This is a genomic window from Pseudomonas orientalis (genome assembly GCF_002934065.1).
Classification (GTDB): domain Bacteria; phylum Pseudomonadota; class Gammaproteobacteria; order Pseudomonadales; family Pseudomonadaceae; genus Aquipseudomonas; species Aquipseudomonas orientalis_A.
On record NZ_CP018049.1, the window covers coordinates 3864659 to 3888841 of the forward strand.

Here is a 24183-nt window from a genome sequence, read left to right on the forward strand (position 1 = left end):
AGAGCCGGGTGTTCTGTGGGGTAAAAACACTTAAAAACAAAAAGGGGTTGCGAGATAAAATCTCGCAACCCCTTGAATTATATGGTCGGGACGGAGTGATTCGAACACTCGACCCCTAGCACCCCATGCTAGTGCGCTACCGGACTGCGCTACGCCCCGACTAGGCGTGTTACTGGGTTTGCTTCTTAACGAAGCGAATCGGAATATACCGCAAGCTTTTGAAATGTGGAAGTATTTTAAAAGCCTGAATCACTTTTTCAACACCACCAGCACATCCTCGAGTTCGGAGATCATCTGGCGGATCAGTTGCTTGTATTGGGTGGTGTCGTCTTTGGCTTCATCACCGGACATGCGCTGGCGCGCGCCGCTGATGGTGAACCCCTGGTCGTACAGCAATGCGCGGATCTGTCGGATCATCAGCACGTCCTGGCGCTGATAATACCGACGGTTCCCGGTGCGTTTGACGGGGTTGAGTTGAGGAAACTCCTGCTCCCAATAGCGCAGCACGTGCGGTTTTACCGCACACAGCTCGCTGACTTCACCGATGGTGAAGTAGCGTTTGCCCGGGATGACGGGTAGTTCGTCGTTATGACTTGGTTCCAGCATAAGCCTCAACTCGGGCCTTCAACTTCTGCCCTGGACGAAAGGTGACCACACGGCGAGCCGTGATCGGGATTTCTTCTCCCGTTTTTGGATTGCGGCCAGGCCGCTGGCGTTTGTCCCGCAGGTCAAAATTGCCGAAACCGGACAATTTGACCTGTTCGTTGTCTTCCAGAGCGTGCCTGATCTCCTCAAAAAACAGCTCGACCAATTCCTTGGCCTCGCGCTTGTTCAGACCCAACTCTTCGTACAGACGTTCCGCCATCTCAGCTTTCGTCAAAGCCCCCATACGTCACTTCCTTAACGTGGCGTTCAACCTTTGTTCGAGCGAGGTGAGGATATTTTGTGTCGTGGTATTCACCTCATCGTCATTAAGAGTGCGCGATGGATGCTGCCAGGTCAAGCCAACTGCAAGGCTTTTTCTATGCGGATCAATGCCTTTACCCTGATAGACGTCAAATAGCCTGAGGTCCGTCAGCCATTCCCCTGCATTTTCTCGAATTACTTCCAGAACGGCAGTGGCGGCGACTTCACGATCGGCGATCAGCGCCAGGTCACGACGCACTTCAGGATAGCGCGACAACTCGCTGAATTTAGGCATCTTGCCCGAGGCAACTTCAGCCAGGACCAGCTCAAAAACGAAGACTGGACGGTCCAGACCCAGGGTTTTCGACAGTTCCGGGTGAATGGCGCCGACAAAGCCGACCAAGCGACCCTCGCGCTCGATGCGCGCGGTCTGGCCTGGGTGCAGCGCCGGGTGTTTGCCTGGCAGGAACGTGAATGCATCCAGCGCACCGGCAAAGCCCAGTACCGCTTCCACGTCAGCCTTGACGTCGAAGAAGTCCACGGCGTCGCGGCCCTGTGCCCAGCCTTCCGGCAGGCGGCTGCCGCAGACCACACCGGCCAGCATCGGCTCTTGCTTCAGGCCATCGAGTTGGCCGACGAAACGCAGGCCGCTTTCGAACATGCGCACGCGATCCTGCTGACGGTTCAGGTTGTGAGACAGCGCCTTGACCAGGCCTGGCCACAGTGACGAGCGCATGGCCGCCATGTCATTGGAAATCGGATTGGCCAGCAACAGCGGCTCGACACCCGGGTTGAACAGCTCGAATTGCTTTGGATCGATGAAGCTGTAGGTCACCGCTTCCTGATAACCACGAGCCACCAGCAGGCGACGCAACTCAGGCAGGTGCGCACGCGCCTCGGCCTTCGGTTGTGGCGCAAGGCGCGCTTGCGGGTAGCGCACCGGCAGACGGTTGTAGCCGTACAGGCGAGCCAGTTCTTCGATCAGGTCGACTTCCAGACTGATATCGAAGCGATGGCTTGGTACTTCAACGTGCCACTGCCCTTCCCCACCCGCAGAGATGGAGAGGCCTAGGGCCGACAGCAGTTGCTCGATCTCGGCTGGCTCAATCACCAGGCCAAGCATTTGCTCGACGCTTTTGGCACGCAGGGTGATGGGCGCAATGGATGGCAGGTACTGCTCGTTGACGGTCTCGGTTATCGGACCGGCTTCGCCACCGGTGATGTCCAGCAGCAGGCCAGTGGCGCGCTCCATGGCTTCACGGGCCAGCTGCCAGTCCACGCCACGCTCGTAGCGGTGCGACGCATCGGTGTGCAGGCCGTAGGAACGGGCCTTGCCGGCGATGGCGATCTGGTCGAAGAACGCGCTTTCAAGGAATACGTCACGCGTGGTCGCGGAGACGCCGCTGTGCTCGCCACCCATCACGCCGGCAATCGCCAAGGCGCGGGAGTGGTCGGCAATGACCAGGGTGTCGGCGCGCAGGCTGACTTCCTGGCCGTCGAGCAGTACCAGCTTCTCGCCTTCCTCTGCCATACGCACGCGGATGCCGCCTTGGATTTCGGCAAGGTCAAACGCGTGCAGCGGCTGGCCCAGCTCCAACATCACATAGTTGGTAATGTCGACGGCCGCGTCGATGCTGCGCACATCAGCGCGGCGCAGGCGTTCAACCATCCACAGCGGGGTTGGCCTGGACAGGTCGACGTTACGGATCACGCGACCCAGGTAACGTGGGCAGGCGTTTGGCGCCAACACTTCAATCGAGCGCACTTCGTCGTGCACGGCTGGCACGCTGGCAACCACTGGACGGGTGACAGGCACGTTGTACAGCGCACCCACTTCACGGGCCAGGCCGGCCAGGGACAGGCAGTCGCCACGGTTCGGGGTCAGGTCGACCTCGATGCTGGCGTCTTCCAATTCCAGGTAAGCACGAATGTCCTGGCCAACCGGCGCATCGGCCGGCAGCTCCATCAAGCCGTCGTTGCCTTCGCCCACCTGCAGCTCAGCCTGGGAGCACAGCATGCCGTTGGACTCGACGCCGCGCAGCTTGGCCTTCTTGATCTTGAAGTCGCCCGGCAGTTCGGCACCGATCATGGCGAACGGGATCTTCAGGCCCGGGCGCACATTGGGCGCTCCGCACACGACCTGGAAGGTCTCTGCGCCGTTACTGACCTGGCACACACGCAATTTGTCGGCATCCGGGTGCTGCTCGGTGCTCAGCACCTCGCCCACCACCACGCCACTGAATACACCGGCGGCCGGGGTGACGCTATCGACCTCAAGACCGGCCATCGACAGACGCGCAACCAGCGCGTCGCGATCCACCTGCGGGCTTACCCAGCCGCGCAGCCATTGTTCACTGAATTTCATCCTGCTCTCCTAAAGATTCGTTACGACTAGCGAAATTGCGCGAGGAACCGCAAGTCGTTGTCGAAGAACAGACGCAAGTCGTTCACGCCGTAACGCAGCATGGCCAGACGCTCAACGCCCATGCCGAAGGCAAAGCCCGAAAACTCTTCCGGGTCGATCCCGGACATGCGCAGCACGTTAGGGTGGACCATGCCGCACCCCATCACTTCCAGCCAGCCGGTCTGCTTGCAGACGCGGCAGCCTTTGCCGCTGCACATCACGCATTCCATATCGACTTCAGCCGATGGTTCGGTGAACGGGAAGAAGGATGGACGGAAACGCACCGCCAGCTCTTTCTCGAAGAACACCCGCAGGAATTCTTCGATGGTGCCTTTGAGGTCGGCGAAATTGATATCGCGATCGACCAGCAGGCCTTCGACCTGGTGGAACATCGGCGAATGGGTGATATCGGAGTCGCTACGGTACACACGGCCCGGGCAGACGATGCGGATCGGCGGCTTGTTCGCTTCCATGGTGCGGACCTGTACCGGCGAGGTATGGGTGCGCAACAACATGTTCGCGTTGAAATAGAAGGTGTCGTGCATCGACCGGGCCGGGTGATGGCCTGGGATGTTGAGCGCCTCGAAGTTGTGATAGTCGTCTTCGACCTCAGGGCCTTCGGCAATGCCGTAGCCGATATGGGTAAAAAACTGCTCGATACGTTCCAGAGTCCGGGTGATCGGATGCAGACCGCCCGAGGCCTGGCCACGGCCAGGCAAGGTCACATCAATGGACTCGGCGGCGAGCTTGGCCGCAAGATCGGCCTCCTCGAGCGACGCCTTGCGCGCATTGAGAACCTCGGTGACGCGCTCCTTGGCAATGTTGATCAGCGCGCCGACCTGCGGACGCTCCTCTGCAGGCAAATTCCCCAGGGTCTTCATCACCTGAGTCAATTCACCTTTTTTTCCAAGGTAGTGAACCCGGATTTGCTCCAGGGCGTTTACATCTTCAGCGCTTTGCACAGCCTCAAGGGCTTGGGCGACGAGCGCGTCCAGGTTTTCCATGTACAGACTCCAGATACAAAATAGGGGAAGAGCTTGAAGGCTCTTCCCCTATTTATGACGTTTACCACCCTGGGCTACAGGAGTAACCCAGAGTGACTGTCGGGGGTACTTAAGCCAAGGAGGCTTTAGCTTTCTCGACAATCGCAGCAAACACCGCTTTTTCGTTCACGGCCAGTTCAGCCAGAACCTTACGGTCGATTTCGATGGACGCTTTCTTCAGGCCAGCGATGAAACGGCTGTAGGACAGACCGTTAACACGTGCACCAGCGTTGATACGAGCGATCCACAGAGCGCGGAACTGACGTTTTTTCTGACGACGGTCACGGTAGGCGTATTGGCCTGCCTTGATTACCGCTTGCTTGGCAACACGGAATACGCGTGAACGCGCGCCGTAGTAGCCTTTAGCAAGTTTCAGAATTTTTTTGTGACGCTTACGGGCCATGACGCCACGCTTAACACGAGCCATGAGTTACTTCCTCTATTCTTGAACCAAAATTAACGAAGGCGCAGCATGCGCTCGACTTTTGCCACGTCAGACGGATGCAGCAAGCTGCTACCGCGCAGTTGACGCTTACGCTTGGTCGACATTTTGGTCAGGATGTGGCTCTTGAAAGCGTGCTTGTGCTTGATGCCGTTAGCAGTTTTCAGAAACCGCTTAGCAGCACCACTTTTAGTTTTCATCTTTGGCATGTTCGGTACTCCGCATTCAGTTGATAAACATAATCAGAAGGCCTGCCGTGCCCTGTTGATTACTTCTTCTTTTTCGGGGCGATGACCATGATCAGCTGGCGTCCTTCCATCTTAGGATGCTGTTCGACCGAACCGTACTCGAGCAGGTCAGCTTCAACCCGCTTGAGGAGTTCCATCCCCAGCTCCTGGTGGGCCATCTCACGGCCGCGGAATCGCAAGGATACCTTGGCCCTGTCCCCATCACTCAGGAAACGTACCAGGTTGCGCAGTTTTACCTGGTAATCCCCTTCCTCCGTCCCTGGACGAAACTTGATTTCTTTAACCTGGATCTGCTTCTGGTTTTTCTTGGCTGCGGCAATCTGCTTCTTCTTCTCGAAGATCGATTTGCCGTAGTCCATCAGCTTGCAGACAGGTGGTACAGCATCGGCGGAAATTTCCACCAAATCGAGCTTGGCTTCTTCAGCCTTAAGAAGCGCGTCTTCAATTGACACAATCCCAAGCTGCTCACCCTCAGCCCCAATTAACCGAACCTCGCGTGCCGAGATATTCTCGTTGATCGGGGCTTTCGGTGCAGCTCGTTTATCTTGTCTCATTTCACGCTTAATAGTAATTACTCCGAATCTGGGCGACCACGCCGGGAAACCGCTTGCGCGAGGAACTCAGCGAACTGGGCGACGGGCATCGAGCCCAGGTCAGCACCTTCACGAGTACGCACAGCGACAGTCTGCATCTCGACTTCCCGATCTCCGATAACCAAAAGATAGGGAACCTTGAGCAAAGTATGCTCACGGATTTTAAAGCCGATCTTTTCATTTCTCAAGTCGGACTTGGCACGAAATCCGCTTTCGTTGAGGGTTTTTTCAACTTCAGCGGCAAAATCTGCCTGTTTATCAGTGATATTCATGATCACTGCCTGGGTCGGAGCCAACCACGCCGGGAACGCGCCCTCGTAGTGCTCGATCAGGATCCCCACAAACCTTTCAAACGAGCCGAGGATCGCCCGGTGCAGCATAACCGGGTGTTTACGGCTGTTGTCTTCGGAGACGTATTCGGCTCCCAGACGGATCGGCAGGTTAAAATCGAGCTGCAGGGTACCACACTGCCAGACACGGCCAAGGCAATCTTTCAGCGAGAACTCGATCTTGGGACCGTAGAACGCGCCCTCGCCCGGCTGCAGGTCGTACGCAAGGCCCGCGCTGTCGAGTGCTGCGGCCAGTGCAGCTTCGGCGCGATCCCAGAGTTCGTCGGAGCCGACGCGTTTTTCCGGACGAGTGGACAGCTTCATCTCGACTTCGGTAAAGCCGAAATCGCGGTAAACGTCCATGGTCAGCTTGATGAACGCGGCCGATTCAGCCTGCATCTGCTCTTCGGTGCAGAAGATATGGGCGTCGTCCTGGGTAAAGCCGCGCACACGCATGATGCCGTGCAGCGCACCCGATGGCTCGTTGCGGTGGCAGGCACCGAACTCGGCCAGGCGCATCGGCAACTCGCGGTAGCTCTTCAGGCCTTGATTGAACACCTGCACGTGGCAAGGGCAGTTCATCGGCTTGATGGCGTAGTCGCGGTTTTCCGACTGGGTAGTGAACATGTTGTCGGCGTAGTTGGCCCAGTGCCCGGATTTCTCCCACAGGCTGCGATCGACGACCTGCGGGGTTTTGATCTCGAGGTAACCATTTTCACGCTGAACCTTGCGCATGTACTGCTCAAGCACCTGATACAGGGTCCAGCCGTTCGGATGCCAGAACACCATGCCCGGCGCTTCTTCCTGGAGATGGAACAGGTTCAGGCGCTTGCCGATCTTGCGGTGATCGCGCTTTTCGGCTTCCTCGATGCGCTGGATATACGCGGCCAGCTGTTTCTTGTCGGCCCAGGCGGTGCCGTAGATGCGTTGCAGTTGCTCGTTCTTCGCGTCACCGCGCCAGTAGGCGCCGGACAACTTGGTCAGCTTGAACGACTTGAGAAAGCGCGTGTTCGGCACGTGCGGGCCACGGCACATGTCCACGTATTCTTCGTGGTAGTACAGACCCATGGCCTGCTCGTCCGGCATGTCTTCCACCAGGCGCAGCTTGTAGTCTTCACCACGGGCGGTAAACACGTCGATCACTTCGGCGCGCGGGGTGACCTTCTTGATCACGTCGTAATCTTTTTCGATCAGCGCGTGCATGCGCTGCTCGATGGCCGCCAGGTCGTCCGGAGTGAAAGGACGCTCGTAGGCGATGTCGTAATAGAAGCCTTCTTCGATTACCGGGCCGATCACCATCCTGGCGGTTGGGTACAGCTGCTTAACCGCATGGCCGATCAGGTGCGCGCAAGAGTGGCGAATAATCTCGAGCCCCTCTTGATCCTTGGGCGTGATGATCTGCAGGCTGGCGTCGGAGGTGATCAGGTCACTGGCATCGACCAGCTTGCCGTCAACCTTGCCGGCCACGGTGGCCTTGGCAAGGCCGGCACCAATAGATGCGGCGACCTCGGCTACGGAAACCGGATGATCGAATGAACGTTGACTGCCGTCGGGTAGAGTAATAGTTGGCATGGCGCCTCCTCTCCTAGTGGTGACCCCTACCAAAGGTCACGTGGGTTGGGATGAGCCAGTACAAGATCCAACACCAGGCCGTTCAATGCTGAACGCCTGCCTTACAGCGGCAGGAGCCTTTCGGCCAACCGATAATCGAACCAGAGTGACTGGAGTGAACAAAAAAGAGCCCTGGCAAGGCGGCAAATGGCACGCCTGGAAAAAGCCAAGCCCACGATGCTAGCACAGATGAACGGTCATCGCGCCGCCACGACCGGGGTAAAGGCAAATTCCATGCTTTAGGGCCGCAAAAGTGAACTTGAGCTGTACGTCACGCCTCAAACACCCCGAGAATCGCCGTTCGTCCTCGCCCCAAAGGAGCATCCCATGATGCGTTTTACCTCGACCCTCGCCCTCGCCGCTTCCCTGGCATTCCTTTCGCTCGGCGCGCAAGCCGCGGCGCCATCGAACTGGCCAGACGGCGCCCGTGACGCGTTCGTCAAAGACTGCAGCGCTGCGGCCAGCCAGAACGTGGACGCCAAAACCGCCAAAGATCATTGCGAATGTGGCGCCAACAAGATCAACGCCGAATTGAGCACTGCGGAAATCAAAGAGCTGATGACCAACCAGAACGCCAGCCCGGAGCTCAAGAACAAAGCAGTAGCGGCTATTTCGTCCTGCAAAGTCGTCAAGAAAAAGTAAGAACGGCCGCTGACCAAGCGTCTTTTTTGCCAAAAAAACTGCCTAAAAACTGCTATTTCTCACAAATTACGTAGCTTTTACGGCTTTTTTTAATAGCTGATATTTCGCCGCAAAGCCCCGTAGGCCGGGGCTCTCAGCCAGAATCTGGATTGAACGCAACGCGATTGATTAGCAAACAATGCCTTGGGGGGGCTCCCAAGTCGAACATTTCGACTATGATAGCCCTGTGTGCCCAGTTGGCCTGAGCAGCACAGCACTACTGAAAATATATGTTTCTTGGAGATACACCATGTCTAATCGCCAAACCGGCACCGTTAAATGGTTCAACGATGAAAAAGGCTTCGGCTTCATCACTCCTCAAGGTGGCGGTGACGACCTGTTCGTACACTTCAAAGCTATCGAAAGCGACGGTTTCAAAAGCCTGAAAGAAGGCCAAACCGTTTCCTTCGTGGCTGAGAAAGGCCAAAAGGGTATGCAAGCAGCACAGGTTCGCGCCGAGTAATTCTCCGCTGAGCTAAAAAAACCCCGTCCATGTGACGGGGTTTTTTATGGGCACTGCAAAAGCCGCAGGCTATCAGCCGCAATTGACCCGTGTGATCACCAGATTATCGTCGGCATTCAGGTTCAAGCGGTCGGAGCGATACTCCAGCGTGATCATGTCGTTGGGCTTGAGGATACGTGCATTTTGTGCACCGGCACGGGTACGCGCCTGCTCCAGTAGTTGAGGCGAGGCTTTCTGGCCGATTGTGTACTCGGCGGCCTTCGACTCACAGCGACTATGACCGGCATCGGTCACGCTGGCATCTTTGCCTGGCTCAGAGGCACCCGGGGTGCTGCAACCCGCCAATGCGAGCGCCGCCAACAAAGTACCGAATGATGCGAGCTTCCAAGGCATGAAGCCTCCTATGATAAAAAAGTGAACAGAGATCGTGCGACAGCGATTGAACCGATTGGTTTCAAGACGTTAACGCCTCACAGGCAAGTCTGCCTGAGACACATCTGGCAAGCGTCCGCTCAATCGTGACTAGATATGAAAATCCTCAGTAGATATCAATGTAGTCGGACGACGGCCTTGGCCAGTTCTGCTTGAGTGCGTTGAAAATCTGCGTTACCCAGACCTCGTCACTGGCAGCCACATTTCCCACATACCCGGATCCCTTTGCCCAAGTCTCCAAGCGAAACAGCAGCCCTTCGATATCTACACCGCCCACAACCTTTCCTGAAGAGATATAGGCGACACCGGCCTTGGTGACCCGCAGCTGGGTATGTTCATCGTCACTGGCACTGGCAATCAGTTGGCGCACAGCTGCCAGCGTCAGGCTCTCAGGCTTATTCAAATCGATCTGCACGCGGTATGTCCCGGCCAATAAACAGGCCGACAGTGTTGCACACCCCTTCCCTCATGCCTAAGTAGCAGTGCCAAACCCCGCGCAAAATGCTTAACTGCGCCCGCTGCAGCCGCACGCCAGCGCATTGCCCAGTACTTACAGCCCGCGAGACTCCCCATGACCACCGTAACGCTCCAAGCCGATATCAAAGCCAAATGGCCCCAGGGGCAAAGCTTCTACAGCCCCGGTAGTGCGGAGGAGTTGGCGATCATTGGTATCGACCTGCTGGTCAAGGAGCTCGGCACCCAGGGCGCTCACGCCTTCATCGGCCAGGTATTCGAGAAATACCCGGCCGACCACATGGGCGCACAAGAACGCGAATGAGGCGGCCGGCGAACGCCGACCGCCAAGCGGTTTACTGCAAGCGCGCCAGGCGCTCGGTCAGCAGATCGAAGAAGCCCTGGGCATCGCCGTTCTCGACCCAGAACGCGTTCTTGTCCTGCTTCAGGCCGTCGTACCAATCGACAATGGTCTGGCCGAAGGTCGGACCTTCGCGGCTGTCGACAACCACGTTGACCTGGCGACCACTGAACAGCGATGGCTTGAGCAGGTAGGCGACCACCGTGGCGTCATGCACAGGGCCACCAGGAATGCCGTAGTGTTCCATATCGCCCTTGACGTACTCGTTCAGGATATTGCTGACGACCTTGCTCGCGTTGTTGTTCAGGTCTGCGATCTTCTTCAGACGCGCCTCGCTGGTCAGCACCTTGTGAGTGACGTCCAACGGCAAGTAGGTCAACTTCACGCCACTTTTAAGCACAATTTCTGCAGCCACCGGGTCGGCGAACAGGTTGAACTCGGCCACTGGCGTGATATTGCCACCATTGAAGTGCGCACCGCCCATCACCACCACTTCCTTGATGCCCTGGGTGATTTCCGGTGCCTGGGTCAATGCCAGGGCCAGGTTGGTCTGCGGGCCGAGCATGGCGATGGTGATGCTGTGGGGTTTGGCGCTCGTCAGGGTCTTGATCAGGTAATCCACGGCATTGCCTTCAGCCAGACCTTGTTTCGGCTCGTGCACGGTGACGCCGGAGATACCTTCCTTGCCATGGATATTCTCGGCATAGATCGGCTTGCGCAGCAGCGGCGCTGGAGCACCCGCATAAACCGGGATGTCCTCGCGTCCTGCCCACTCGCGCGCCAGGCGAGCGTTGCGGGAGGTTTTGTCCAGGCGCACGTTGCCGGCCACTGTCGTCAGTGCGCGAATGTTCAGTTCTTCCGGGGAAGCCATGGCGAACAGCAAAGCAACCACATCGTCGGCACCGGGATCGGTATCGATGATCAGGTCGATTTTTTCCGCCGCCTGGGCGCTTGCAGCTGTAAGCGCGGACAAAAGCAGAACACTCCGGAACAGGTTTTTCAGGGAGGGAAGACCACGTTGCATAAAACACTCCTTGTCGTAGGGTGACTCTAGAAGGTTACGCCGGATACCAGCGCAATGTTGCAGTAAGGCTGACATTCGCCGGTGCGCACGACCGCGCGCGCCCTGCCGCTCAATTGCTTGAACGCGTCATGACTGAGCAGGCGTCGCTCGCCCAGCGCAGCCTGCTCTGCCAGCACGTTGAGCTCGACCAGCGCGGGAGGCTGCTTGAGCAGGATTTCTTCAGCCAGCACATGGCTTTCCACCTGCATTTCGCTGAGCACGACGCGCAGGGTGCTGATGAAATCCGGAATACCCTGGGTCAGCGCCAGGTCGATCAATTCGACGCCGGGAGGCACCGGCAGACCGGCATCGCCGATGACCAGAATGTCGCCGTGCCCCAATGACGCGATCACGCGGGACAGGGCGATATTGAGCAGAGGTGTCTTTTTCATGAGGGCACAAAACCTTGTACGTCGTGCAGCGTAGGAATGGAAGGCTGGGCGCCGGCACGGGTCACCGACAACGCTGCAGCAACCTGGCCAAAACGGATGGCCTCGGCTTCACTCGTGCCGGCAGCCAGTGCGGCGGCAAAGCCACCTACGAAGGTATCGCCGGCAGCGGTGGTGTCCACTGCCCGCACCTTGGGTGCGACCAGGTGCTCGAAGCTGTTGCCGTCAGCAAACAGTGCGCCCTGAGCGCCAAGGGTGATGATGACTTTACCGGCGCCGGCCTTGATCAACGCTGTCGCGGCGAGCTTGGCGCTGTCGAGCGAATCGACCGCAACACCGCTCAAGGCACTGGCTTCACTTTCGTTGGGAATCAGGTAGTCGATCGAGGCATACCACTCGGCCGGCAAGGGCCCACTGGCCGGCGCCGGGTTGAGGATCACCGTCTTGCCCAACTCGCGGCCGCGCTTGAGCGCATGCCCAACGGTGTCCATCGGCACTTCAAGCTGGCAAATGATCACGTCGGCAGCCTGCAACACCGCATCGCAGGCCGTCAACGACTGGGGCGTCAACTGACCGTTACTGCCCGCCACAATCACAATCGCGTTCTGGCTGCTGTCATCCACCACGATCAGCGCGACCCCACTGGAGCCGTCCACGGTGCTGACGGCCTGACAGTCGATGCCTTCGACCAACAGCGCATCGCGCAATTGGCCGCCATAGGCATCGCTGCCGACACACCCGATCATGGCCACATCCGCCCCCAGGCGCGCCAGGGCGACGGCCTGATTGGCGCCCTTGCCACCGGGGACGGTGGAAAACGTCTGGCCGATCAGCGTTTCACCGGCTCGCGGCAAGCGACTGGCGCGGGTGACCAGATCCATGTTCAAGCTGCCTACTACCACTACGTTCGCTGGCATACATCAGTACTCATCAATTCGGTTCAGCGGTATTGGGCAAACACACCCGCCAACGGCGCCGTCGACTCACGCAAGACAATGCTTGGTGTCACGATGCGTTGATCGACCGGCAGTTGGGGTGTCGCTATACGTCGCAGTAATAATTCGGCCGCTGTCTCACCCAGCTGTACGATCGACTGCCCGACCGTGGTCAACGCAGGATAGACATAGCGGCCCATTTGAATGTCATCGAAACCTATCACCGACAGCTCGCCCGGCACGCGAATATTGCGCTCTGCAGCAGCGCGAAGCACGCCAAAACCGATCATGTCGTTGCAGGCAAAAATCGCACTGGGCGGTTGCTGCGTAAGCAATTGCACGGCGGCGGCATAACCGCCGGTGCTGGTGAAATCACTTTCGCGGATGCGCTCGGCGACCGTTTCAACGCCCGCCTCGCGCAGCGCACGCCGATAGCCTGCCAGGCGCATTTGCGCCACGCGCGTATGGGCGGGGCCGGCGATGCAGGCAATGTCACGGTGACCCAATTCAAGCAAGTGCCGGGTCGCCAGGTAAGCACCCTCTTCATGATCGATGCGCACCAGGTCGACATCGATACCGTCCAGCGCCCGGTCGACGATCACCATGGGCGTGCGCACCGCGCTCAAGCCAGCGGCAAGGCCGCTGTCATCGCCGCCCACCGAGGTCACGATCAAGCCGTCGACGCGTTTCTCAAGCAACACGCGCAAATAGCTGCGCTGCTTTTCGGCGTTGTCGTCGGAGTTGCAGAGGATCACGCAATAGCCATTGCGCTCGCAGTAATCCTCAATGCCCCGGGCCAGTTCCGCGAAATACGGGTTGAGGCTGTTGGGCACCAGCAGCCCGATCGTTGCCGTGGTCTTGGCCTTGAGCGAGCGCGCTACTGCGCTGGGCACATAGTCCAACTGCTTGATCGCCGCCTCGACCTTGACGCGCACCGGTTCGCTGACCGGGCGCGTCTTGTTCACTACATGGGACACCGTGGTGTAGGAAATGCCCGCCAGCGCCGCCACATCCTTGATCGTTGCCATGGCTCAGCCCCGCCGACTGGCGCGCTGGCTGCGGTAAGTATCAAGGACCACGGCGATCACGATCACGGCACCGGTAATGATGCGTTTGGTGGGTTCTGTCGCGCCGATCTGCGCCAGGCCCGCCGCCAGTACCGAAATAATCAGCACACCAAAGAACGTGCTGATAACCGAGCCGCGCCCGCCCATCAGGCTGGTACCGCCGATCACCACGGCGGCAATCACTTGCAACTCCAGGCCTGAGCCGGCATTCGGGTCCGCCGCTTCCAGGCGCGAGATCTGGAACAGCGCGGCCACACCGGCGAGCAGGCCCATCAGGCTGAACACCAGGATCTTGTAGGGCTTGGGGTTGATGCCGGCCAGGCGCACCGCTTCTTCGTTGGTACCGATACCGATCAGGTAACGACCGAACACGGTGCGGGTCAGCACCAGCTGGGCGGCGATGATCACCAGCAGCGCAATGATGAACGACGGCGAAATCCCGAACGCGATCGGATTGGACAGCCAGGCAAACGAGTCACCGATATAAGCGGTGCGCGAGCCGGTCATCTGGTAAGCCACGCCCCGGGCCATTTCCAGCACGCCGAGGGATACGATAAACGACGGAATGCGCCAGGCCACGGTGATGGAACCGGTAAGCGTGCCGGCCAATGCAGCGCAACCCATGCCCAGCACGGCGGCCGGCAATACGCTCCAGCCCCAGCTGAGAATCGCCACGCTGACCGCCGAGGCCGCCAGCGCCAGTACCGAGCCTACCGAGAGGTCGATGCCGCCGATGATCAGGATGAAAGTCATGCCCACCGCCAACACCATCAGGTCCGGAATCTGGTTGGCCAGGGTGCTGAATGTGTCGTAGGACAGGAAGTGATCGCTGAGTACGGAAAACAGCGCAATCATCGCCAGCAACGCACCCGCCAGGCCCAGGTAGGTGCCCAGGCCGTAGAAGTTGCCGCCCGCTTTACCAGGGGAAGTGGTTGTTTTCATGGGGTATTCCTAGGCGCTGCCTCGTTGAGCAGCGCGTCACGTTTGTGATAGCCGGCAAAGGCGGCGGCAAGCAATTCGTCCTGGGTCCAGCGGTCGCGCTCGAATGTCTCGATCAGGCGTCCGGCGGACAACACGCCGATGCGGTCACAAATCAGCATCAGCTCGCGCAGATCGCTGGAGACCACCACCAGCGCTTTGCCCTGGCGCGTCAACTCGCCGAGCAAGGCATAAATGTCGAACTTGGCGCCGACGTCGATGCCGCGCGTAGGCTCATCGAACAGCATCACCGAACAATCGCGCTCCAGCCAGCGGCCAATCACCACCTTTTGCTGGTTACCGCCCGACAGCTCGGACACCAATTGCGCCGGGCTGGAACTGCGGATGCGCATGGCGTCGATCTGGCGCTTGGCCAGGGCGGTTTCATCGCGCCTGTTAACCAGCCCGCCAGCGGAGATTTCCGGCATGTTGCCCAGGGCGATGTTGGCGCTGATGGACTGAGTCAGCAGCAGGCCTTCACCCTTGCGGTCTTCGGTGATCAGGGCAATGCCATGAGCGACCGCGTCGACCGGCGAGCGAATGCTGACCACATTGGCCTGCGGCCCCAGCGCCACTGTACCGCTGTCGGCCGGGTCGGCACCGAAAATCAGGCGTAGCAACTCGGTACGACCGGCGCCAATCAGGCCGGAAATACCGTAGATTTCGCCGACGCGCACCTGGAAAGATACGTCGCGGACCTTGTCCGAGCGCGTCAGGCCTTTCACTGTCAAGGCGGGTTTGCCGATAGTGCGCGGCCCCAGATCGATGTGCTCGCCTAGCTCGCGCCCGACCATCAGGGTCACCAGTTGTTCACTGTTGTAATTGGCCATCGGCTCGACACAAACCAGCTTGCCGTCGCGCAATACGGCAATGCGCTGGGCCACACGGGCCAACTCTTCAAGCCGATGGGAAATATAGATAATCGCCACGCCCCGGGCCTGCAGGCGGGTGATTTGCTCGAACAGCATCTCGACTTCACGGGCAGTGAGCATCGCGGTCGGTTCGTCGAGAATCAGTACATGGCAGTCACCAATCAGATTGCGGGCAATCTCGACCATTTGCTGATGACCGATGCCCAGGCTGCCCACCAGGGTGTCCGGGTCAATTGCATCCAGGCCAACCTGGGCCATGGCTTCGGTCGCGGCCGTGCGCAACTGTTTGCGGCTGATCCAGCCACCCCGGCTGGGCAGGTTATGCAGGAACAGGTTTTCAGCCACCGTCAGCGTCGGCAGCAGGTTGAGTTCCTGCATAACCATGCGCACACCCAGCGCTTCGGCCTGGGTGCGGCTGCCGGGTTGATAATTCTGACCATTGAACTGCATGTTGCCGGTGGTCGGTGTGACCAACCCGCCGATGATCTTCGATAAGGTACTTTTGCCTGCGCCGTTTTCACCGGTCAGCGCCAGCACTTCACCACGATTGAGCGTGAGCGTGACGTCGGAGAGAACCGGTTGGGCATAGGTCTTGCCGATGCCGCTGACCGAGAGGACAGCGTTCGGGGCGGAAGATGACATAGGAAAATCTCCAGGCGCCCGCTCAGGACGAGCGGGCGCTGTTGGCTACCGCCGCAATTACTTCTTGAGGACGAGTTCGACCGGGGTTTCGATCACGCCATCGGTGGCATCGACCTTCTCGCCCTTGACCAGCTTCAGCGCATTCTGGATGCCGAACACGGCTTGTTGGGCAGCGGCCTGATCGGCAGTTGCCAGCACACGACCGTCCTGCAGCATCGGCTTGATGGCTTCGATATTGTCGTAGCCCACCACCAGCACTTTACCGGCCTTGCCTGCCGCGCGGACGGCGGAGACGGCGCCCAGCGCCATGTTGTCGTTACCGGCCAGAAGCGCCTTGAGGTCCGGGTATTCGCTCAGCATCGCCGAGGCGACTTTCTGGCCCTGGTCGATTTCCCAGTTACCGGATTGAGTGGAGACGATCTTCATGCCTGCCGCATCCATCGCATCCTTGAAGCCTGCGGTACGCTGCTGGGCGTTGGTGGTGGTCGGCACGCCTTCGATGATCCCGACCTTGTCGCCCGCGGCCAGTTGCTTGGCCAGGTAGTCACCGACCAGCTTGGAGCCTTTGCGGTTGTCCGGGCCTACGAAGGGAATATCGAGTTTTTTGCTTTTCAGCACGTCCGGGTCCAGACGATTATCGATGTTGACCACCTTGATGCCGGCATCCGAGGCTTTCTTCAGCACGGTGACCAGCGCCTTGGAGTCGGCGGGTGCGATGACGATGGCGTTGACCTTGGCCAGGATCATCTGATTGACGATATCGATCTGGGCGCTGGTGTCGGTTTCGTTCTTGATGCCGTTGGTGATCATGTCGAAGTCGGCGGCGTGGGATTTCTGGTAGTCCTTGGCGCCCTCTTGCATGGTCACGAAAAACTCGTTGGCAAGGGACTTCATCACCAGGCCGACCTTGGGCTTGGCGGCGGTGTCGTCAGCGAATGCAGAAGAGAGAGGCAAGGCAGCGGATGCAGCGGCAAGCACGGCGACAGCGAGAAGACGTCCTGCAAATGGCAGCTTCATGGGTGTACTCCGATCTTATGATTATTGTGAGCAACGTTTGCACCGAAGAAACATCTCGCAAACGTTTGCGTTGTCAGAACTATGAGAACCTTGTCGAGATTTGTCAACGCCCGTCGCCAACCTTTCATCCTGAAAATGCCGTTCACTCTGGCGGTGTCTGAAACGACAGGGCTGGCGACGATTCACACAAGGGTCCAACGTAAATACCGTCAGGGCTTTCGGGCAACCGAACATTAATGACTCCCGTGTTCGGAAAGCCGGACAGCAACGCGTCAGACTAGCCTGAACAGGCGATTTAAGTTGTTTTAAATCAATAAGTTATTTTATCTACTCATTCACCATTGGCCTGGTACAAATCCTGCTCTTTCTCAGCACCTCGAGGCGTTCAGAATCGCCCGGGTGTTCTGGATAAATCTGCTACCGCACTCATCAAAAACCAGAGAGAAAAATAATGAAATCTGCATTGAAATCCTTTGTTCCCGGGGCCTTAGCCCTCCTGCTGCTGTTCCCTGTTGCCGCTCAGGCAAAAGAAGTCGAAAGCAAGACCAAGCTCGCCAATGTGGTGATCCTCGCCACTGGCGGCACCATTGCTGGCGCGGGCGCCAGTGCGGCCAACAGCGCTACCTACCAGGCAGCCAAAGTTGGTATCGAACAATTGATCGCCGGCGTTCCTGAGCTTAGCCAGATCGCCAATGTACGCGGCGAACAAGTGATGCAAATTGCGTCGGAAAGCATCAACAACGAAAACCTGCTGCAACTGGGTCGCCGCGTCGCCGAATTGGCCGACAGCAAGGACGTGGATGGCATCGTGATCACCCACGGTACCGACACCCTTGAAGAAACCGCCTACTTCCTTAACCTGGTTGAAAAAACCGACAAGCCTATCGTCGTGGTCGGCTCCATGCGCCCAGGCACTGCCATGTCAGCGGACGGCATGCTCAACCTGTACAACGCCGTTGCCGTCGCAGGCAGCAAGGACGCGCGCGGCAAAGGCGTGCTGGTGACCATGAACGACGAGATCCAGTCAGGTCGCGACGTGAGCAAGATGATCAACATCAAGACGGAGGCGTTCAAGAGCCCATGGGGGCCATTGGGCATGGTCGTTGAAGGCAAATCCTACTGGTTCCGCCTGCCGGCCAAGCGTCACACCATGGATTCGGAATTCGACATCAAGACCATCAAGAGCCTGCCTGACGTTGAAATTGCCTACGGCTACGGCAACGTGAGCGACACCGCCTATAAAGCTTTGGCCCAAGCGGGCGCCAAAGCGATCATCCATGCTGGCACTGGCAATGGCTCGGTGTCGTCCAAGGTCGTTCCGGCGCTGGTGGAGTTGCGCAAACAAGGCGTGCAGATCATTCGCTCTTCGCACGTCAATGCCGGTGGCATGGTGCTGCGTAACGCTGAACAGCCAGACGATAAATACGACTGGGTGGCTGCCCTTGACCTGAACCCGCAGAAGGCCCGCATCCTGGCAATGGTCGCCCTGACCAAGACCCAGGACAGCAAAGAGCTGCAACGGATGTTCTGGGAATACTGATTCCACACCTACCTGACATTGTGGCGAGGTAAATTGCTTGCTCGCCACATCAGGTTCACACCTAAAACTTCTCGCAGCAGATCACAGCAAATTTCCAAATTTGCTGTCAGACGGATGTCTTTGAATTTAAGCAGTTGCGAAAACACCTACAGTTAAATACTGTATGTGCGTACAGCTTACTAAGGAATACTCCGTGGCAAAGCCCTCCTCCGCAGCACCCGCAACGCCTGACGCCTACCAACGCCTGGCCATTCGCGTACAAAAGATCATTAATTCGACCAACGCCCAGAAAGCCAAGGCAGCGTTGATCTTCCGCTTGCCGGATGAGCCCGAGGACGAGTGGGCGCGCCTGCTTGAAGAAATTGCGGAAAACGACAACGTCACCCTCGCCTACAGGGATGACGGCGGCGTGCAGATTTTCTGGGTTGTGCCGAAGGAAGATTGATTGAATGAGTGTCCGTTTTTTCGCTGTGTGCTGCCTGTTTTTTACTGTCACCGCCAACGCCCAAGCCCCACGAACCTTCAGTGAAGCCAAGAAAATCGCCTGGAAGCTCTACGCCCCCCAATCCACCGAGTTTTATTGCGGCTGCAAATACACCGGCAACCGCATAGACCTGAAAGCCTGCGGATATATTCCACGCAAGAACGCCAACCGCGCTGCGCGCATCGAATGGGAACATATTGTGCCCGCCTGGCAGATCGGCCATCAGCGCCAGTGTTGGCAAGATGGCGGGCGTAAAAACTGCACGCGCCATGACGACGTGTTCAAGCGTGCCGAAGCAGACCTGCATAATCTGGTGCCGAGCATCGGCGAGGTGAACGGCGACCGTAACAACTTCAGCTTCGGCTGGCTGCCGGTGCAAAGCGGGCAATACGGTTCATGCCTCACCCAGGTGGACTTCAAGGCCAAGAAGGTCATGCCGCGCCCATCGATTCGCGGGATGATCGCACGCACCTATTTTTATATGAGCAAGCAATACGGCCTGCGCCTGTCGAAACAGGATCGCCAACTGTATGAAGCCTGGAACAAGACCTACCCGGTGCAACACTGGGAGCGCCAGCGCAACCAGACGGTGGGCTGTGTGATGGGCCGAGGCAATGAGTTTGTCGGCCCGGTAAATCTGAAGGCCTGCGGATGAAGAGGGGCGCACCTGGCGCCCATCCGCCCCGTTATTGCGCGACCTTGTGTTCGATGATCTCTGACACGGTGTCGTTTTTCTTGGCCCGCGCCATCTTTTCGTTGAGCAGTACCTGCTTGGCCTCAGCCTCGGCCCTGGTGGCAAACGGGCCAAGCAGTACCTGATCCTTGCCGTCTGCCTTCACGATATAAAAATTGAAACCGTGCTCCAGCAACCAAGCGGTCAAGTCAGTGATCGCTTGCAGCTTGTGATCCGGCGACCCCACCCATATATCCCATTCCTGCGCGGCAATCGCACCGCTCTGTGGCTGGCTTTCGGTCACGACAGGCTTGGCCTTGGGTGCATTGACAGGCTTGCCTTCGCCGCATCCGGCCAATGCCAACACCGCAATTGCCATCGCTACTTTACGCACTGCCCTGCTCCTTTGAAGATAAAGAGGCGACTTTACCATTCACTGTCTATTCTGGCCGTCATAAACGTTGGCTTAAACAATGCGAATCATGTATCGCGACCTGTATGATGCCGCCATGGGAATTAATGTCGCCTCTATGCGTCCTAAAAGAGGCAGTCACAGGGAAGCGCTTCGCAGTAAGCTACGCACATCCGACACCTGCCCTGTCTGAACATGTGTCCTTAAAAGTAATCAAGGAGAAGTCCATGCTTATACTCACCCGCAAAGTTGGTGAAAGCATAAACATCGGTGACGATATTACGATCACCATCCTGGGCGTTAGCGGCCAGCAAGTACGAATCGGCATCAACGCCCCCAAGGATGTTGCCGTGCATCGCGAGGAAATTTATCAGCGCATCCAGGCCGGCCTCACTGCGCCGGACAAAAACCAGACGCCTTGAAGCACCTCCAGTAGCCAGCCTTTTGCTTCACCGTAACGGCTGGCGAAAACCCGATCGCCCCGTTCGCCTTATTTATCCAAGCTGTACGCCTCGAACATGCCCCCGCGCTGCAAGATGAAACTGCCATGATGCCAGGAACTTGTTGCATCATTTGCAGCCAAATCCCACGCCATCCTGCGGTCCGAATGTATTCAGGAGCACGTCGATGAGGCCAACCGTCACACCCATGGTTTCCCTGTCCTGGACGATCACCTTGCTGATAGGCCTGATTTTTCTGGCGCTCGGGTATGGACTGCGATGGGAAGTCGAGGGGGCTTTCGACGCGACTGACCACTCCTGGCTGGACCTGGCATTACTCCTCTGCGCCTACCTGTTTGCGTTCTGCCTCAAGCCCATTCAAAAGACAATCTTGCGCAAGCTGTGCCAGCGCGAGGCCCATCGCACCCATCAAAAAGCGACACGCTGACTTTCTCCCCGCTCCCGCACAGTCAGCAGGCCATCAGCTTCCTGCAGGACCTGCAGCCCTTCATACCCATCGATACAGGCATGTTCAGTCGCCATGGGAGCCAGGTGCGTCGAGGTCACCACCATCACATCCGCTCCCGCCGCTTCTGCGGCTCGAATGCCGACCGTCGCATCCTCGAACACCAGGCAATCCTGCACCGGCACGCCCAGGCGCTGGGCACCGAGCACGTAACACGCCGGATCGGGCTTGCCGCTGGCGACATCTTCGGCCGTCACCATTATCGCCGGCTCGGGAATACCCGCAGCTTCCATTCGACGCAGGGCCAAGGCCCTGGGCGCAGACGTGACCAGCGCCCACTGCTCGGCAGGCAAGCGTTTGAGGAACTCAGCCGCGCCGCCAATCGCCACGATGCCCTCGACATCGTTCACTTCAGCGTCGGTGATCCACGCCGCTTCGGCTTGAGCGTCCACGCCCGGCAACGCCTGGCGCGTGATCGTATCGATTGCGCGGGCGCCATGGATGGTGGTCAGGAACGCCTCCACATCCAGGCCATGGCGTTCGGCCCAACGGCTCCATACCCGCTCGGCAGCGGCAATGGAGTTGAGCAGGGTTCCGTCCATATCGAACAGAAAGGCCCGGTAGCGCCGGGTAAATACGGCAGGATTTTGGCTGGACACGACGCGGCTTCCCCCAGGTGTTCAAGCAAATGATCGATGCCATGCAATCTACGGTTCACCTCGCCACTTGTAAACGTTGCCAGGCGCCCCGCCCCAAACCTTGAATGACGAACTTGTCATCATCCTGTTGGTTGGCTGTTCAGGTCGCCTGGTTACTGTGAACTCACTGCCGGCCCCGGCAGCCATCCTTCACAGAGAGATTTGGCCATGAAACGGTTTGCCCTCGCCTTGATTGCCTTGTTCGCCACCACCTCGGTATTTGCCGCCGACGCCGCCCCAGCCGCTTCCGTGATCCATGATCGAACCGGCTTTTTCGTCCACCTGGATGTGGCCAAGGTGCTCTCCAGTACCGACACCTATGGCCAATGCGGTATCGTCCCGGCGCAACTGCGCTACCTGGATCATCAGGACCGGGAACACGTGCTGGATTACCGGGTGCAAGGCATCGGTTGCGCCAGTGACAATTGATCGAGCTAAACTGGCGCAACCCATTGAATCAGGGCATTTCCCATGAACATCCTCGTAGTCGAAGACGAACCCAAGGCCGGCAACTATCTGCTCAATGGCTTGCAGGAACTGGGTTACAGCGTCAGCCTGGCCCGCGATGGCGTGGACGGTTTGCACCAGGCCCTGGAAACGCCGTTCGACGTGATCGTGCTCGATGTGATGATGCCGAAAATGGATGGCTGGGAAGTACTGCGCCGCCTGCGCAGGGAGGCCGATACGCCGGTGCTGTTCCTGACCGCCCGCGATGATATCGCTGACCGCATCAAGGGCCTGGAGCTGGGCGCCGACGATTATCTGATCAAGCCCTTCTCCTTCGCCGAACTGGTCGCGCGCCTGCGCACCCTGACCCGGCGCGGCCCGACGCGGGAAGAAGAACACCTGCACATCGCCGACCTGCAAATCGATGTACTCAAGCGCCGCGTCACGCGTGCCGGCACGCGCATTACCCTGACCAATAAAGAATTCGCCCTGCTGCACCTGTTCGCCACTCACCAGGACCAAGTGCTGTCACGCTCGCTGATTGCCTCGCGGGTATGGGACATGAATTTTGACAGTGACACCAACGTGGTCGACGTGGCCGTGCGGCGCCTGCGCTTGAAAATCGACGACCCGTTCCAACTCAAGTTGATCCACAGTGTGCGTGGCATCGGCTACCGCTTCGATACCCAGCCATGAGCCGCAGTCGTCATTACTCACTGACCCTGCGCCTGGCGCTGATCTTCGCCCTGCTCGCCTTTGCCTTGCTGGCCACCCTGGGCGTGGCACTGTACCGCGAGCTGGAGCGCGAGCTGATCCGCCGCGACGACACCGCGCTGATCTCCCGAGTCGATCAACTGCGCAACCTGCTCAGCGACAGCAATACCCTGGACCTGATCAAGACCAAGCCCGAGTTGTTCCAGAACATGCTCGGCAACCGTGAATCCGTATTGAGCATCGCGGCCCCCGGACAACAACCCCTGCTGCTGGTGAACCCGGCCAATATCGAACTGCCTGCGATAGAGCCGGTGCCCGGGAATCACGTACTGGCGCTGAGCGATGTACAGCACTTGCCGGGGCTCAACGGCATTCCCTTCTCGACGGTCGCCGCGACCATCAACGCCGGTGACCTGGGCAGCCTGCAAGTCACCAGCGGCCGCCTGATGACCGAGCGCACCGTGGTACTCGCCAGCTATCGACTGAGCGTTTATATCCTGGCGAGCATCGCTGCGATCATCCTGGCATTGGCCGGGTACCTGCTGGTGCATCGCGGCTTGCTGCCCTTGCGCCGCCTGGCCCGGCACGCGCAAGGAATCGGCGTCGGCAACCTGGCCGAGCGCCTCGACAGCGAGGGCGCCCCGAAAGAACTGCTACCGATGATCGAGTCGTTCAACACCATGCTTGAGCGTTTGTCCAAGGGCTTTGTGCAACTGGGCCAGGTCTCGACCGACATGGCCCACGAACTGCGCACGCCGATCAATAACCTGCTCGGCGAAACCCAGGTTGCCTTGCAGCAGCAGCGCAGTATCGAAAGCTACCAGCAATTGTTGGCGTCCAATGTCGAAGAACTCGAACGCCTGGCGCGGATGCTCGACAACATGCTGTTCCTGGCACGCACGGACCCGGCCAGCGCGTTGCGCCAACGCCACGCGCTGGACGCAACGGACGAGGTGGAGCGCATCGCCGATTATTTCGAAGGGTTGGCCGCTGACGCGGGCATGCACATCGTTGTCCAGGGCAAAGGCGTGATCTGGGCTGAGCCGATGCTTCTGCGCCGCGCCCTGGCGAACCTGTGCGCCAACGCCATCAAGTATGGAGCGCCGGGCTCGGCGCTGAGCGTCCAGGCAATTGCAACCGACGAGGGCGTCAACGTAAGGGTCAGCAACCAGGGTGAGACCATTCCCGCCGAGCATCTGCCGCGGCTGTTCGAACGGTTCTACCGGGTGGATGAGTCCCGCGAGCGGTCCTCTCAATCCAATGGGCTGGGGCTGTCGATCGTGGCCACCATCATGCAACTGCATAACGGGCGGTATCGCGTCAGCAGTGAAGACAGCATGACGACGTTCGAGTTGTTTTTCCCCGCACGGGAAGCGTGAA

30 protein-coding genes and 1 tRNA gene are annotated in these 24183 nt (G+C 58.7%); 11 read left to right on the forward strand and 20 right to left on the reverse strand.

The window, feature by feature from the left end:
* Window positions 1-82 precede the first annotated feature (82 nt).
* From BOP93_RS17235 to thrS, 9 genes are all read right to left on the reverse strand, one after another.
* Window positions 83-159 (reverse strand) — tRNA-Pro (locus BOP93_RS17235).
* A 90-nt stretch (window positions 160-249) separates the two neighbouring features.
* A complete protein-coding gene (locus BOP93_RS17240) occupies window positions 250-606 on the reverse strand; it encodes a MerR family transcriptional regulator (RefSeq protein ID WP_003174972.1) in 357 nt (118 codons plus the stop codon).
* Complete coding sequence (gene ihfA, locus BOP93_RS17245; protein ID WP_002553164.1) at window positions 587-889, reverse strand: integration host factor subunit alpha; 303 nt, start codon at window positions 887-889, stop codon at window positions 587-589. The genes BOP93_RS17240 and ihfA overlap by 20 nt, the downstream gene beginning before the upstream one ends.
* Window positions 890-892: 3 nt before the next feature.
* The gene (gene pheT, locus BOP93_RS17250; RefSeq protein WP_104503631.1) at window positions 893-3271 is read right to left on the reverse strand and encodes a phenylalanine--tRNA ligase subunit beta; all 2379 of its coding nucleotides are present in this window, start codon (window positions 3269-3271) and stop codon (window positions 893-895) included.
* 26 nt (window positions 3272-3297) lie between these two features.
* Entirely contained in the window at window positions 3298-4314 is a 1017-nt protein-coding gene (pheS, locus tag BOP93_RS17255) for a phenylalanine--tRNA ligase subunit alpha (RefSeq protein ID WP_104503633.1), read from the reverse strand.
* 109 nt (window positions 4315-4423) lie between these two features.
* Entirely contained in the window at window positions 4424-4780 is a 357-nt protein-coding gene (rplT, locus tag BOP93_RS17260; protein ID WP_003192488.1) for a 50S ribosomal protein L20, read from the reverse strand.
* 29 nt (window positions 4781-4809) lie between these two features.
* The gene (gene rpmI, locus BOP93_RS17265) at window positions 4810-5004 is read right to left on the reverse strand and encodes a 50S ribosomal protein L35 (protein ID WP_002553160.1); all 195 of its coding nucleotides are present in this window, start codon (window positions 5002-5004) and stop codon (window positions 4810-4812) included.
* Between the two features lie 59 nt (window positions 5005-5063).
* Window positions 5064-5615 carry a translation initiation factor IF-3 gene (infC, locus tag BOP93_RS17270; protein WP_169960276.1) on the reverse strand — a complete coding sequence of 184 codons (552 nt, stop codon included), beginning with the start codon at window positions 5613-5615 and terminating at the stop codon, window positions 5064-5066.
* Entirely contained in the window at window positions 5615-7537 is a 1923-nt protein-coding gene (thrS, locus tag BOP93_RS17275) for a threonine--tRNA ligase (RefSeq protein WP_065887180.1), read from the reverse strand. The genes infC and thrS overlap by 1 nt, the downstream gene beginning before the upstream one ends.
* A gap of 366 nt (window positions 7538-7903) precedes the next feature.
* On the opposite strand from thrS, the gene BOP93_RS17280 reads away from it, so the two are divergent.
* Together BOP93_RS17280 and BOP93_RS17285 are read left to right on the forward strand one after the other, a co-directional pair.
* Complete coding sequence (locus BOP93_RS17280) at window positions 7904-8218, forward strand: hypothetical protein (RefSeq protein WP_083203163.1); 315 nt, start codon at window positions 7904-7906, stop codon at window positions 8216-8218.
* 289 nt (window positions 8219-8507) lie between these two features.
* Window positions 8508-8720 (forward strand): cold-shock protein, encoded by a 213-nt coding sequence (locus BOP93_RS17285; RefSeq protein WP_007905882.1) that lies wholly within the window; start codon window positions 8508-8510, stop codon window positions 8718-8720.
* A 72-nt stretch (window positions 8721-8792) separates the two neighbouring features.
* Here the strand turns inward: BOP93_RS17285 and BOP93_RS17290 are convergent, their stop codons facing one another.
* Together BOP93_RS17290 and BOP93_RS17295 are read right to left on the reverse strand one after the other, a co-directional pair.
* The gene (locus tag BOP93_RS17290) at window positions 8793-9113 is read right to left on the reverse strand and encodes an I78 family peptidase inhibitor (RefSeq protein WP_065952947.1); all 321 of its coding nucleotides are present in this window, start codon (window positions 9111-9113) and stop codon (window positions 8793-8795) included.
* Between the two features lie 145 nt (window positions 9114-9258).
* Window positions 9259-9567 carry a hypothetical protein gene (locus tag BOP93_RS17295; protein ID WP_104503635.1) on the reverse strand — a complete coding sequence of 103 codons (309 nt, stop codon included), beginning with the start codon at window positions 9565-9567 and terminating at the stop codon, window positions 9259-9261.
* A 156-nt stretch (window positions 9568-9723) separates the two neighbouring features.
* Between BOP93_RS17295 and BOP93_RS17300 the strand changes: the two genes are divergently transcribed.
* The gene (locus BOP93_RS17300) at window positions 9724-9930 is read left to right on the forward strand and encodes a hypothetical protein (RefSeq protein ID WP_104503637.1); all 207 of its coding nucleotides are present in this window, start codon (window positions 9724-9726) and stop codon (window positions 9928-9930) included.
* A 31-nt stretch (window positions 9931-9961) separates the two neighbouring features.
* Here the strand turns inward: BOP93_RS17300 and BOP93_RS17305 are convergent, their stop codons facing one another.
* From BOP93_RS17305 to BOP93_RS17335, 7 genes are read right to left on the reverse strand one after another with little or no spacing between them, the layout of a single operon-like run.
* A complete protein-coding gene (locus BOP93_RS17305) occupies window positions 9962-10990 on the reverse strand; it encodes a nucleoside hydrolase (RefSeq protein WP_104503639.1) in 1029 nt (342 codons plus the stop codon).
* A gap of 26 nt (window positions 10991-11016) precedes the next feature.
* Entirely contained in the window at window positions 11017-11421 is a 405-nt protein-coding gene (gene rbsD, locus BOP93_RS17310) for a D-ribose pyranase (RefSeq protein ID WP_104503641.1), read from the reverse strand.
* The gene (gene rbsK / locus BOP93_RS17315; RefSeq protein WP_104503643.1) at window positions 11418-12335 is read right to left on the reverse strand and encodes a ribokinase; all 918 of its coding nucleotides are present in this window, start codon (window positions 12333-12335) and stop codon (window positions 11418-11420) included. Before rbsK ends, rbsD begins: the two co-directional genes overlap by 4 nt.
* A gap of 23 nt (window positions 12336-12358) precedes the next feature.
* The gene (locus BOP93_RS17320) at window positions 12359-13381 is read right to left on the reverse strand and encodes a LacI family DNA-binding transcriptional regulator (RefSeq protein WP_104503646.1); all 1023 of its coding nucleotides are present in this window, start codon (window positions 13379-13381) and stop codon (window positions 12359-12361) included.
* A 3-nt stretch (window positions 13382-13384) separates the two neighbouring features.
* Window positions 13385-14362 carry an ABC transporter permease gene (locus tag BOP93_RS17325; RefSeq protein ID WP_065887162.1) on the reverse strand — a complete coding sequence of 326 codons (978 nt, stop codon included), beginning with the start codon at window positions 14360-14362 and terminating at the stop codon, window positions 13385-13387.
* Window positions 14359-15912 (reverse strand): sugar ABC transporter ATP-binding protein, encoded by a 1554-nt coding sequence (locus BOP93_RS17330; protein WP_104503648.1) that lies wholly within the window; start codon window positions 15910-15912, stop codon window positions 14359-14361. Before BOP93_RS17330 ends, BOP93_RS17325 begins: the two co-directional genes overlap by 4 nt.
* 57 nt (window positions 15913-15969) lie before the next feature.
* Window positions 15970-16929, reverse strand: coding sequence for a sugar ABC transporter substrate-binding protein (locus tag BOP93_RS17335; protein ID WP_104503651.1), 960 nt, complete (start codon window positions 16927-16929; stop codon window positions 15970-15972).
* Between the two features lie 451 nt (window positions 16930-17380).
* Between BOP93_RS17335 and BOP93_RS17340 the strand changes: the two genes are divergently transcribed.
* From BOP93_RS17340 to BOP93_RS17350, 3 genes are all read left to right on the forward strand, one after another.
* Window positions 17381-18469 carry an asparaginase gene (locus tag BOP93_RS17340; RefSeq protein ID WP_057721561.1) on the forward strand — a complete coding sequence of 363 codons (1089 nt, stop codon included), beginning with the start codon at window positions 17381-17383 and terminating at the stop codon, window positions 18467-18469.
* A 193-nt stretch (window positions 18470-18662) separates the two neighbouring features.
* Window positions 18663-18914, forward strand: a complete 252-nt coding sequence (locus tag BOP93_RS17345) for a DUF1654 domain-containing protein (RefSeq protein ID WP_173667473.1) — start codon at window positions 18663-18665, stop codon at window positions 18912-18914.
* 4 nt (window positions 18915-18918) lie between these two features.
* On the forward strand, window positions 18919-19608 hold the full coding sequence (locus BOP93_RS17350; RefSeq protein ID WP_104503653.1) for an endonuclease: 690 nt from the start codon (window positions 18919-18921) through the stop codon (window positions 19606-19608).
* Window positions 19609-19639: 31 nt separating this feature from the next.
* On the opposite strand, the gene BOP93_RS17355 is transcribed toward BOP93_RS17350, so the two are convergent.
* Window positions 19640-20005 carry an SPOR domain-containing protein gene (locus BOP93_RS17355; RefSeq protein ID WP_104503655.1) on the reverse strand — a complete coding sequence of 122 codons (366 nt, stop codon included), beginning with the start codon at window positions 20003-20005 and terminating at the stop codon, window positions 19640-19642.
* 260 nt (window positions 20006-20265) lie between these two features.
* On the opposite strand from BOP93_RS17355, the gene csrA reads away from it, so the two are divergent.
* Together csrA and BOP93_RS17365 are read left to right on the forward strand one after the other, a co-directional pair.
* A complete protein-coding gene (gene csrA, locus BOP93_RS17360; RefSeq protein ID WP_003192511.1) occupies window positions 20266-20460 on the forward strand; it encodes a carbon storage regulator CsrA in 195 nt (64 codons plus the stop codon).
* Window positions 20461-20665: 205 nt separating this feature from the next.
* Window positions 20666-20926 (forward strand): hypothetical protein, encoded by a 261-nt coding sequence (locus BOP93_RS17365; protein ID WP_104503658.1) that lies wholly within the window; start codon window positions 20666-20668, stop codon window positions 20924-20926.
* Here the strand turns inward: BOP93_RS17365 and BOP93_RS17370 are convergent.
* Window positions 20908-21603 carry an HAD family hydrolase gene (locus BOP93_RS17370; protein ID WP_104503660.1) on the reverse strand — a complete coding sequence of 232 codons (696 nt, stop codon included), beginning with the start codon at window positions 21601-21603 and terminating at the stop codon, window positions 20908-20910. The genes BOP93_RS17365 and BOP93_RS17370 overlap by 19 nt on opposite strands.
* A gap of 207 nt (window positions 21604-21810) precedes the next feature.
* On the opposite strand from BOP93_RS17370, the gene BOP93_RS17375 reads away from it, so the two are divergent.
* The 3 genes from BOP93_RS17375 to BOP93_RS17385 are packed head-to-tail and all read left to right on the forward strand — an operon-like array spanning window position 21811 to window position 24182.
* Window positions 21811-22071 carry a DUF2790 domain-containing protein gene (locus BOP93_RS17375; RefSeq protein WP_104503661.1) on the forward strand — a complete coding sequence of 87 codons (261 nt, stop codon included), beginning with the start codon at window positions 21811-21813 and terminating at the stop codon, window positions 22069-22071.
* Between the two features lie 42 nt (window positions 22072-22113).
* On the forward strand, window positions 22114-22785 hold the full coding sequence (locus BOP93_RS17380; protein WP_104503664.1) for a heavy metal response regulator transcription factor: 672 nt from the start codon (window positions 22114-22116) through the stop codon (window positions 22783-22785).
* Entirely contained in the window at window positions 22782-24182 is a 1401-nt protein-coding gene (locus BOP93_RS17385; protein WP_104503667.1) for a heavy metal sensor histidine kinase, read from the forward strand. Before BOP93_RS17380 ends, BOP93_RS17385 begins: the two co-directional genes overlap by 4 nt.
* Window position 24183: the final 1 nt, after the last annotated feature.

Excerpts from the sequence above, each read along its gene's own strand:
- thrS (WP_065887180.1), bottom strand. The coding sequence starts at position 7,537 with ATGCCAACTATTACTCTACCCGACGGCAGTCAACGTTCATTCGATCAT.
- BOP93_RS17380 (WP_104503664.1), top strand. The coding sequence starts at position 22,114 with ATGAACATCCTCGTAGTCGAAGACGAACCCAAGGCCGGCAACTATCTG.
- rbsK (WP_104503643.1), bottom strand. The coding sequence starts at position 12,335 with ATGCCAGCGAACGTAGTGGTAGTAGGCAGCTTGAACATGGATCTGGTC.
- csrA (WP_003192511.1), top strand. The coding sequence starts at position 20,266 with ATGCTTATACTCACCCGCAAAGTTGGTGAAAGCATAAACATCGGTGAC.
- pheT (WP_104503631.1), bottom strand. The coding sequence starts at position 3,271 with ATGAAATTCAGTGAACAATGGCTGCGCGGCTGGGTAAGCCCGCAGGTG.
- BOP93_RS17340 (WP_057721561.1), top strand. The coding sequence starts at position 17,381 with ATGAAATCTGCATTGAAATCCTTTGTTCCCGGGGCCTTAGCCCTCCTG.
- BOP93_RS17350 (WP_104503653.1), top strand. The coding sequence starts at position 18,919 with ATGAGTGTCCGTTTTTTCGCTGTGTGCTGCCTGTTTTTTACTGTCACC.
- BOP93_RS17240 (WP_003174972.1), bottom strand. The coding sequence starts at position 606 with ATGCTGGAACCAAGTCATAACGACGAACTACCCGTCATCCCGGGCAAA.
- BOP93_RS17320 (WP_104503646.1), bottom strand. The coding sequence starts at position 13,381 with ATGGCAACGATCAAGGATGTGGCGGCGCTGGCGGGCATTTCCTACACC.
- BOP93_RS17305 (WP_104503639.1), bottom strand. The coding sequence starts at position 10,990 with ATGCAACGTGGTCTTCCCTCCCTGAAAAACCTGTTCCGGAGTGTTCTG.
- BOP93_RS17335 (WP_104503651.1), bottom strand. The coding sequence starts at position 16,929 with ATGAAGCTGCCATTTGCAGGACGTCTTCTCGCTGTCGCCGTGCTTGCC.
- BOP93_RS17375 (WP_104503661.1), top strand. The coding sequence starts at position 21,811 with ATGAAACGGTTTGCCCTCGCCTTGATTGCCTTGTTCGCCACCACCTCG.
- rpmI (WP_002553160.1), bottom strand. The coding sequence starts at position 5,004 with ATGCCAAAGATGAAAACTAAAAGTGGTGCTGCTAAGCGGTTTCTGAAA.
- pheS (WP_104503633.1), bottom strand. The coding sequence starts at position 4,314 with ATGGAAAACCTGGACGCGCTCGTCGCCCAAGCCCTTGAGGCTGTGCAA.
- ihfA (WP_002553164.1), bottom strand. The coding sequence starts at position 889 with ATGGGGGCTTTGACGAAAGCTGAGATGGCGGAACGTCTGTACGAAGAG.
- BOP93_RS17330 (WP_104503648.1), bottom strand. The coding sequence starts at position 15,912 with ATGTCATCTTCCGCCCCGAACGCTGTCCTCTCGGTCAGCGGCATCGGC.
- rplT (WP_003192488.1), bottom strand. The coding sequence starts at position 4,780 with ATGGCTCGTGTTAAGCGTGGCGTCATGGCCCGTAAGCGTCACAAAAAA.
- rbsD (WP_104503641.1), bottom strand. The coding sequence starts at position 11,421 with ATGAAAAAGACACCTCTGCTCAATATCGCCCTGTCCCGCGTGATCGCG.
- BOP93_RS17325 (WP_065887162.1), bottom strand. The coding sequence starts at position 14,362 with ATGAAAACAACCACTTCCCCTGGTAAAGCGGGCGGCAACTTCTACGGC.
- BOP93_RS17290 (WP_065952947.1), bottom strand. The coding sequence starts at position 9,113 with ATGCCTTGGAAGCTCGCATCATTCGGTACTTTGTTGGCGGCGCTCGCA.
- BOP93_RS17385 (WP_104503667.1), top strand. The coding sequence starts at position 22,782 with ATGAGCCGCAGTCGTCATTACTCACTGACCCTGCGCCTGGCGCTGATC.
- BOP93_RS17365 (WP_104503658.1), top strand. The coding sequence starts at position 20,666 with ATGAGGCCAACCGTCACACCCATGGTTTCCCTGTCCTGGACGATCACC.
- BOP93_RS17300 (WP_104503637.1), top strand. The coding sequence starts at position 9,724 with ATGACCACCGTAACGCTCCAAGCCGATATCAAAGCCAAATGGCCCCAG.
- BOP93_RS17280 (WP_083203163.1), top strand. The coding sequence starts at position 7,904 with ATGATGCGTTTTACCTCGACCCTCGCCCTCGCCGCTTCCCTGGCATTC.
- BOP93_RS17285 (WP_007905882.1), top strand. The coding sequence starts at position 8,508 with ATGTCTAATCGCCAAACCGGCACCGTTAAATGGTTCAACGATGAAAAA.
- BOP93_RS17355 (WP_104503655.1), bottom strand. The coding sequence starts at position 20,005 with ATGGCAATTGCGGTGTTGGCATTGGCCGGATGCGGCGAAGGCAAGCCT.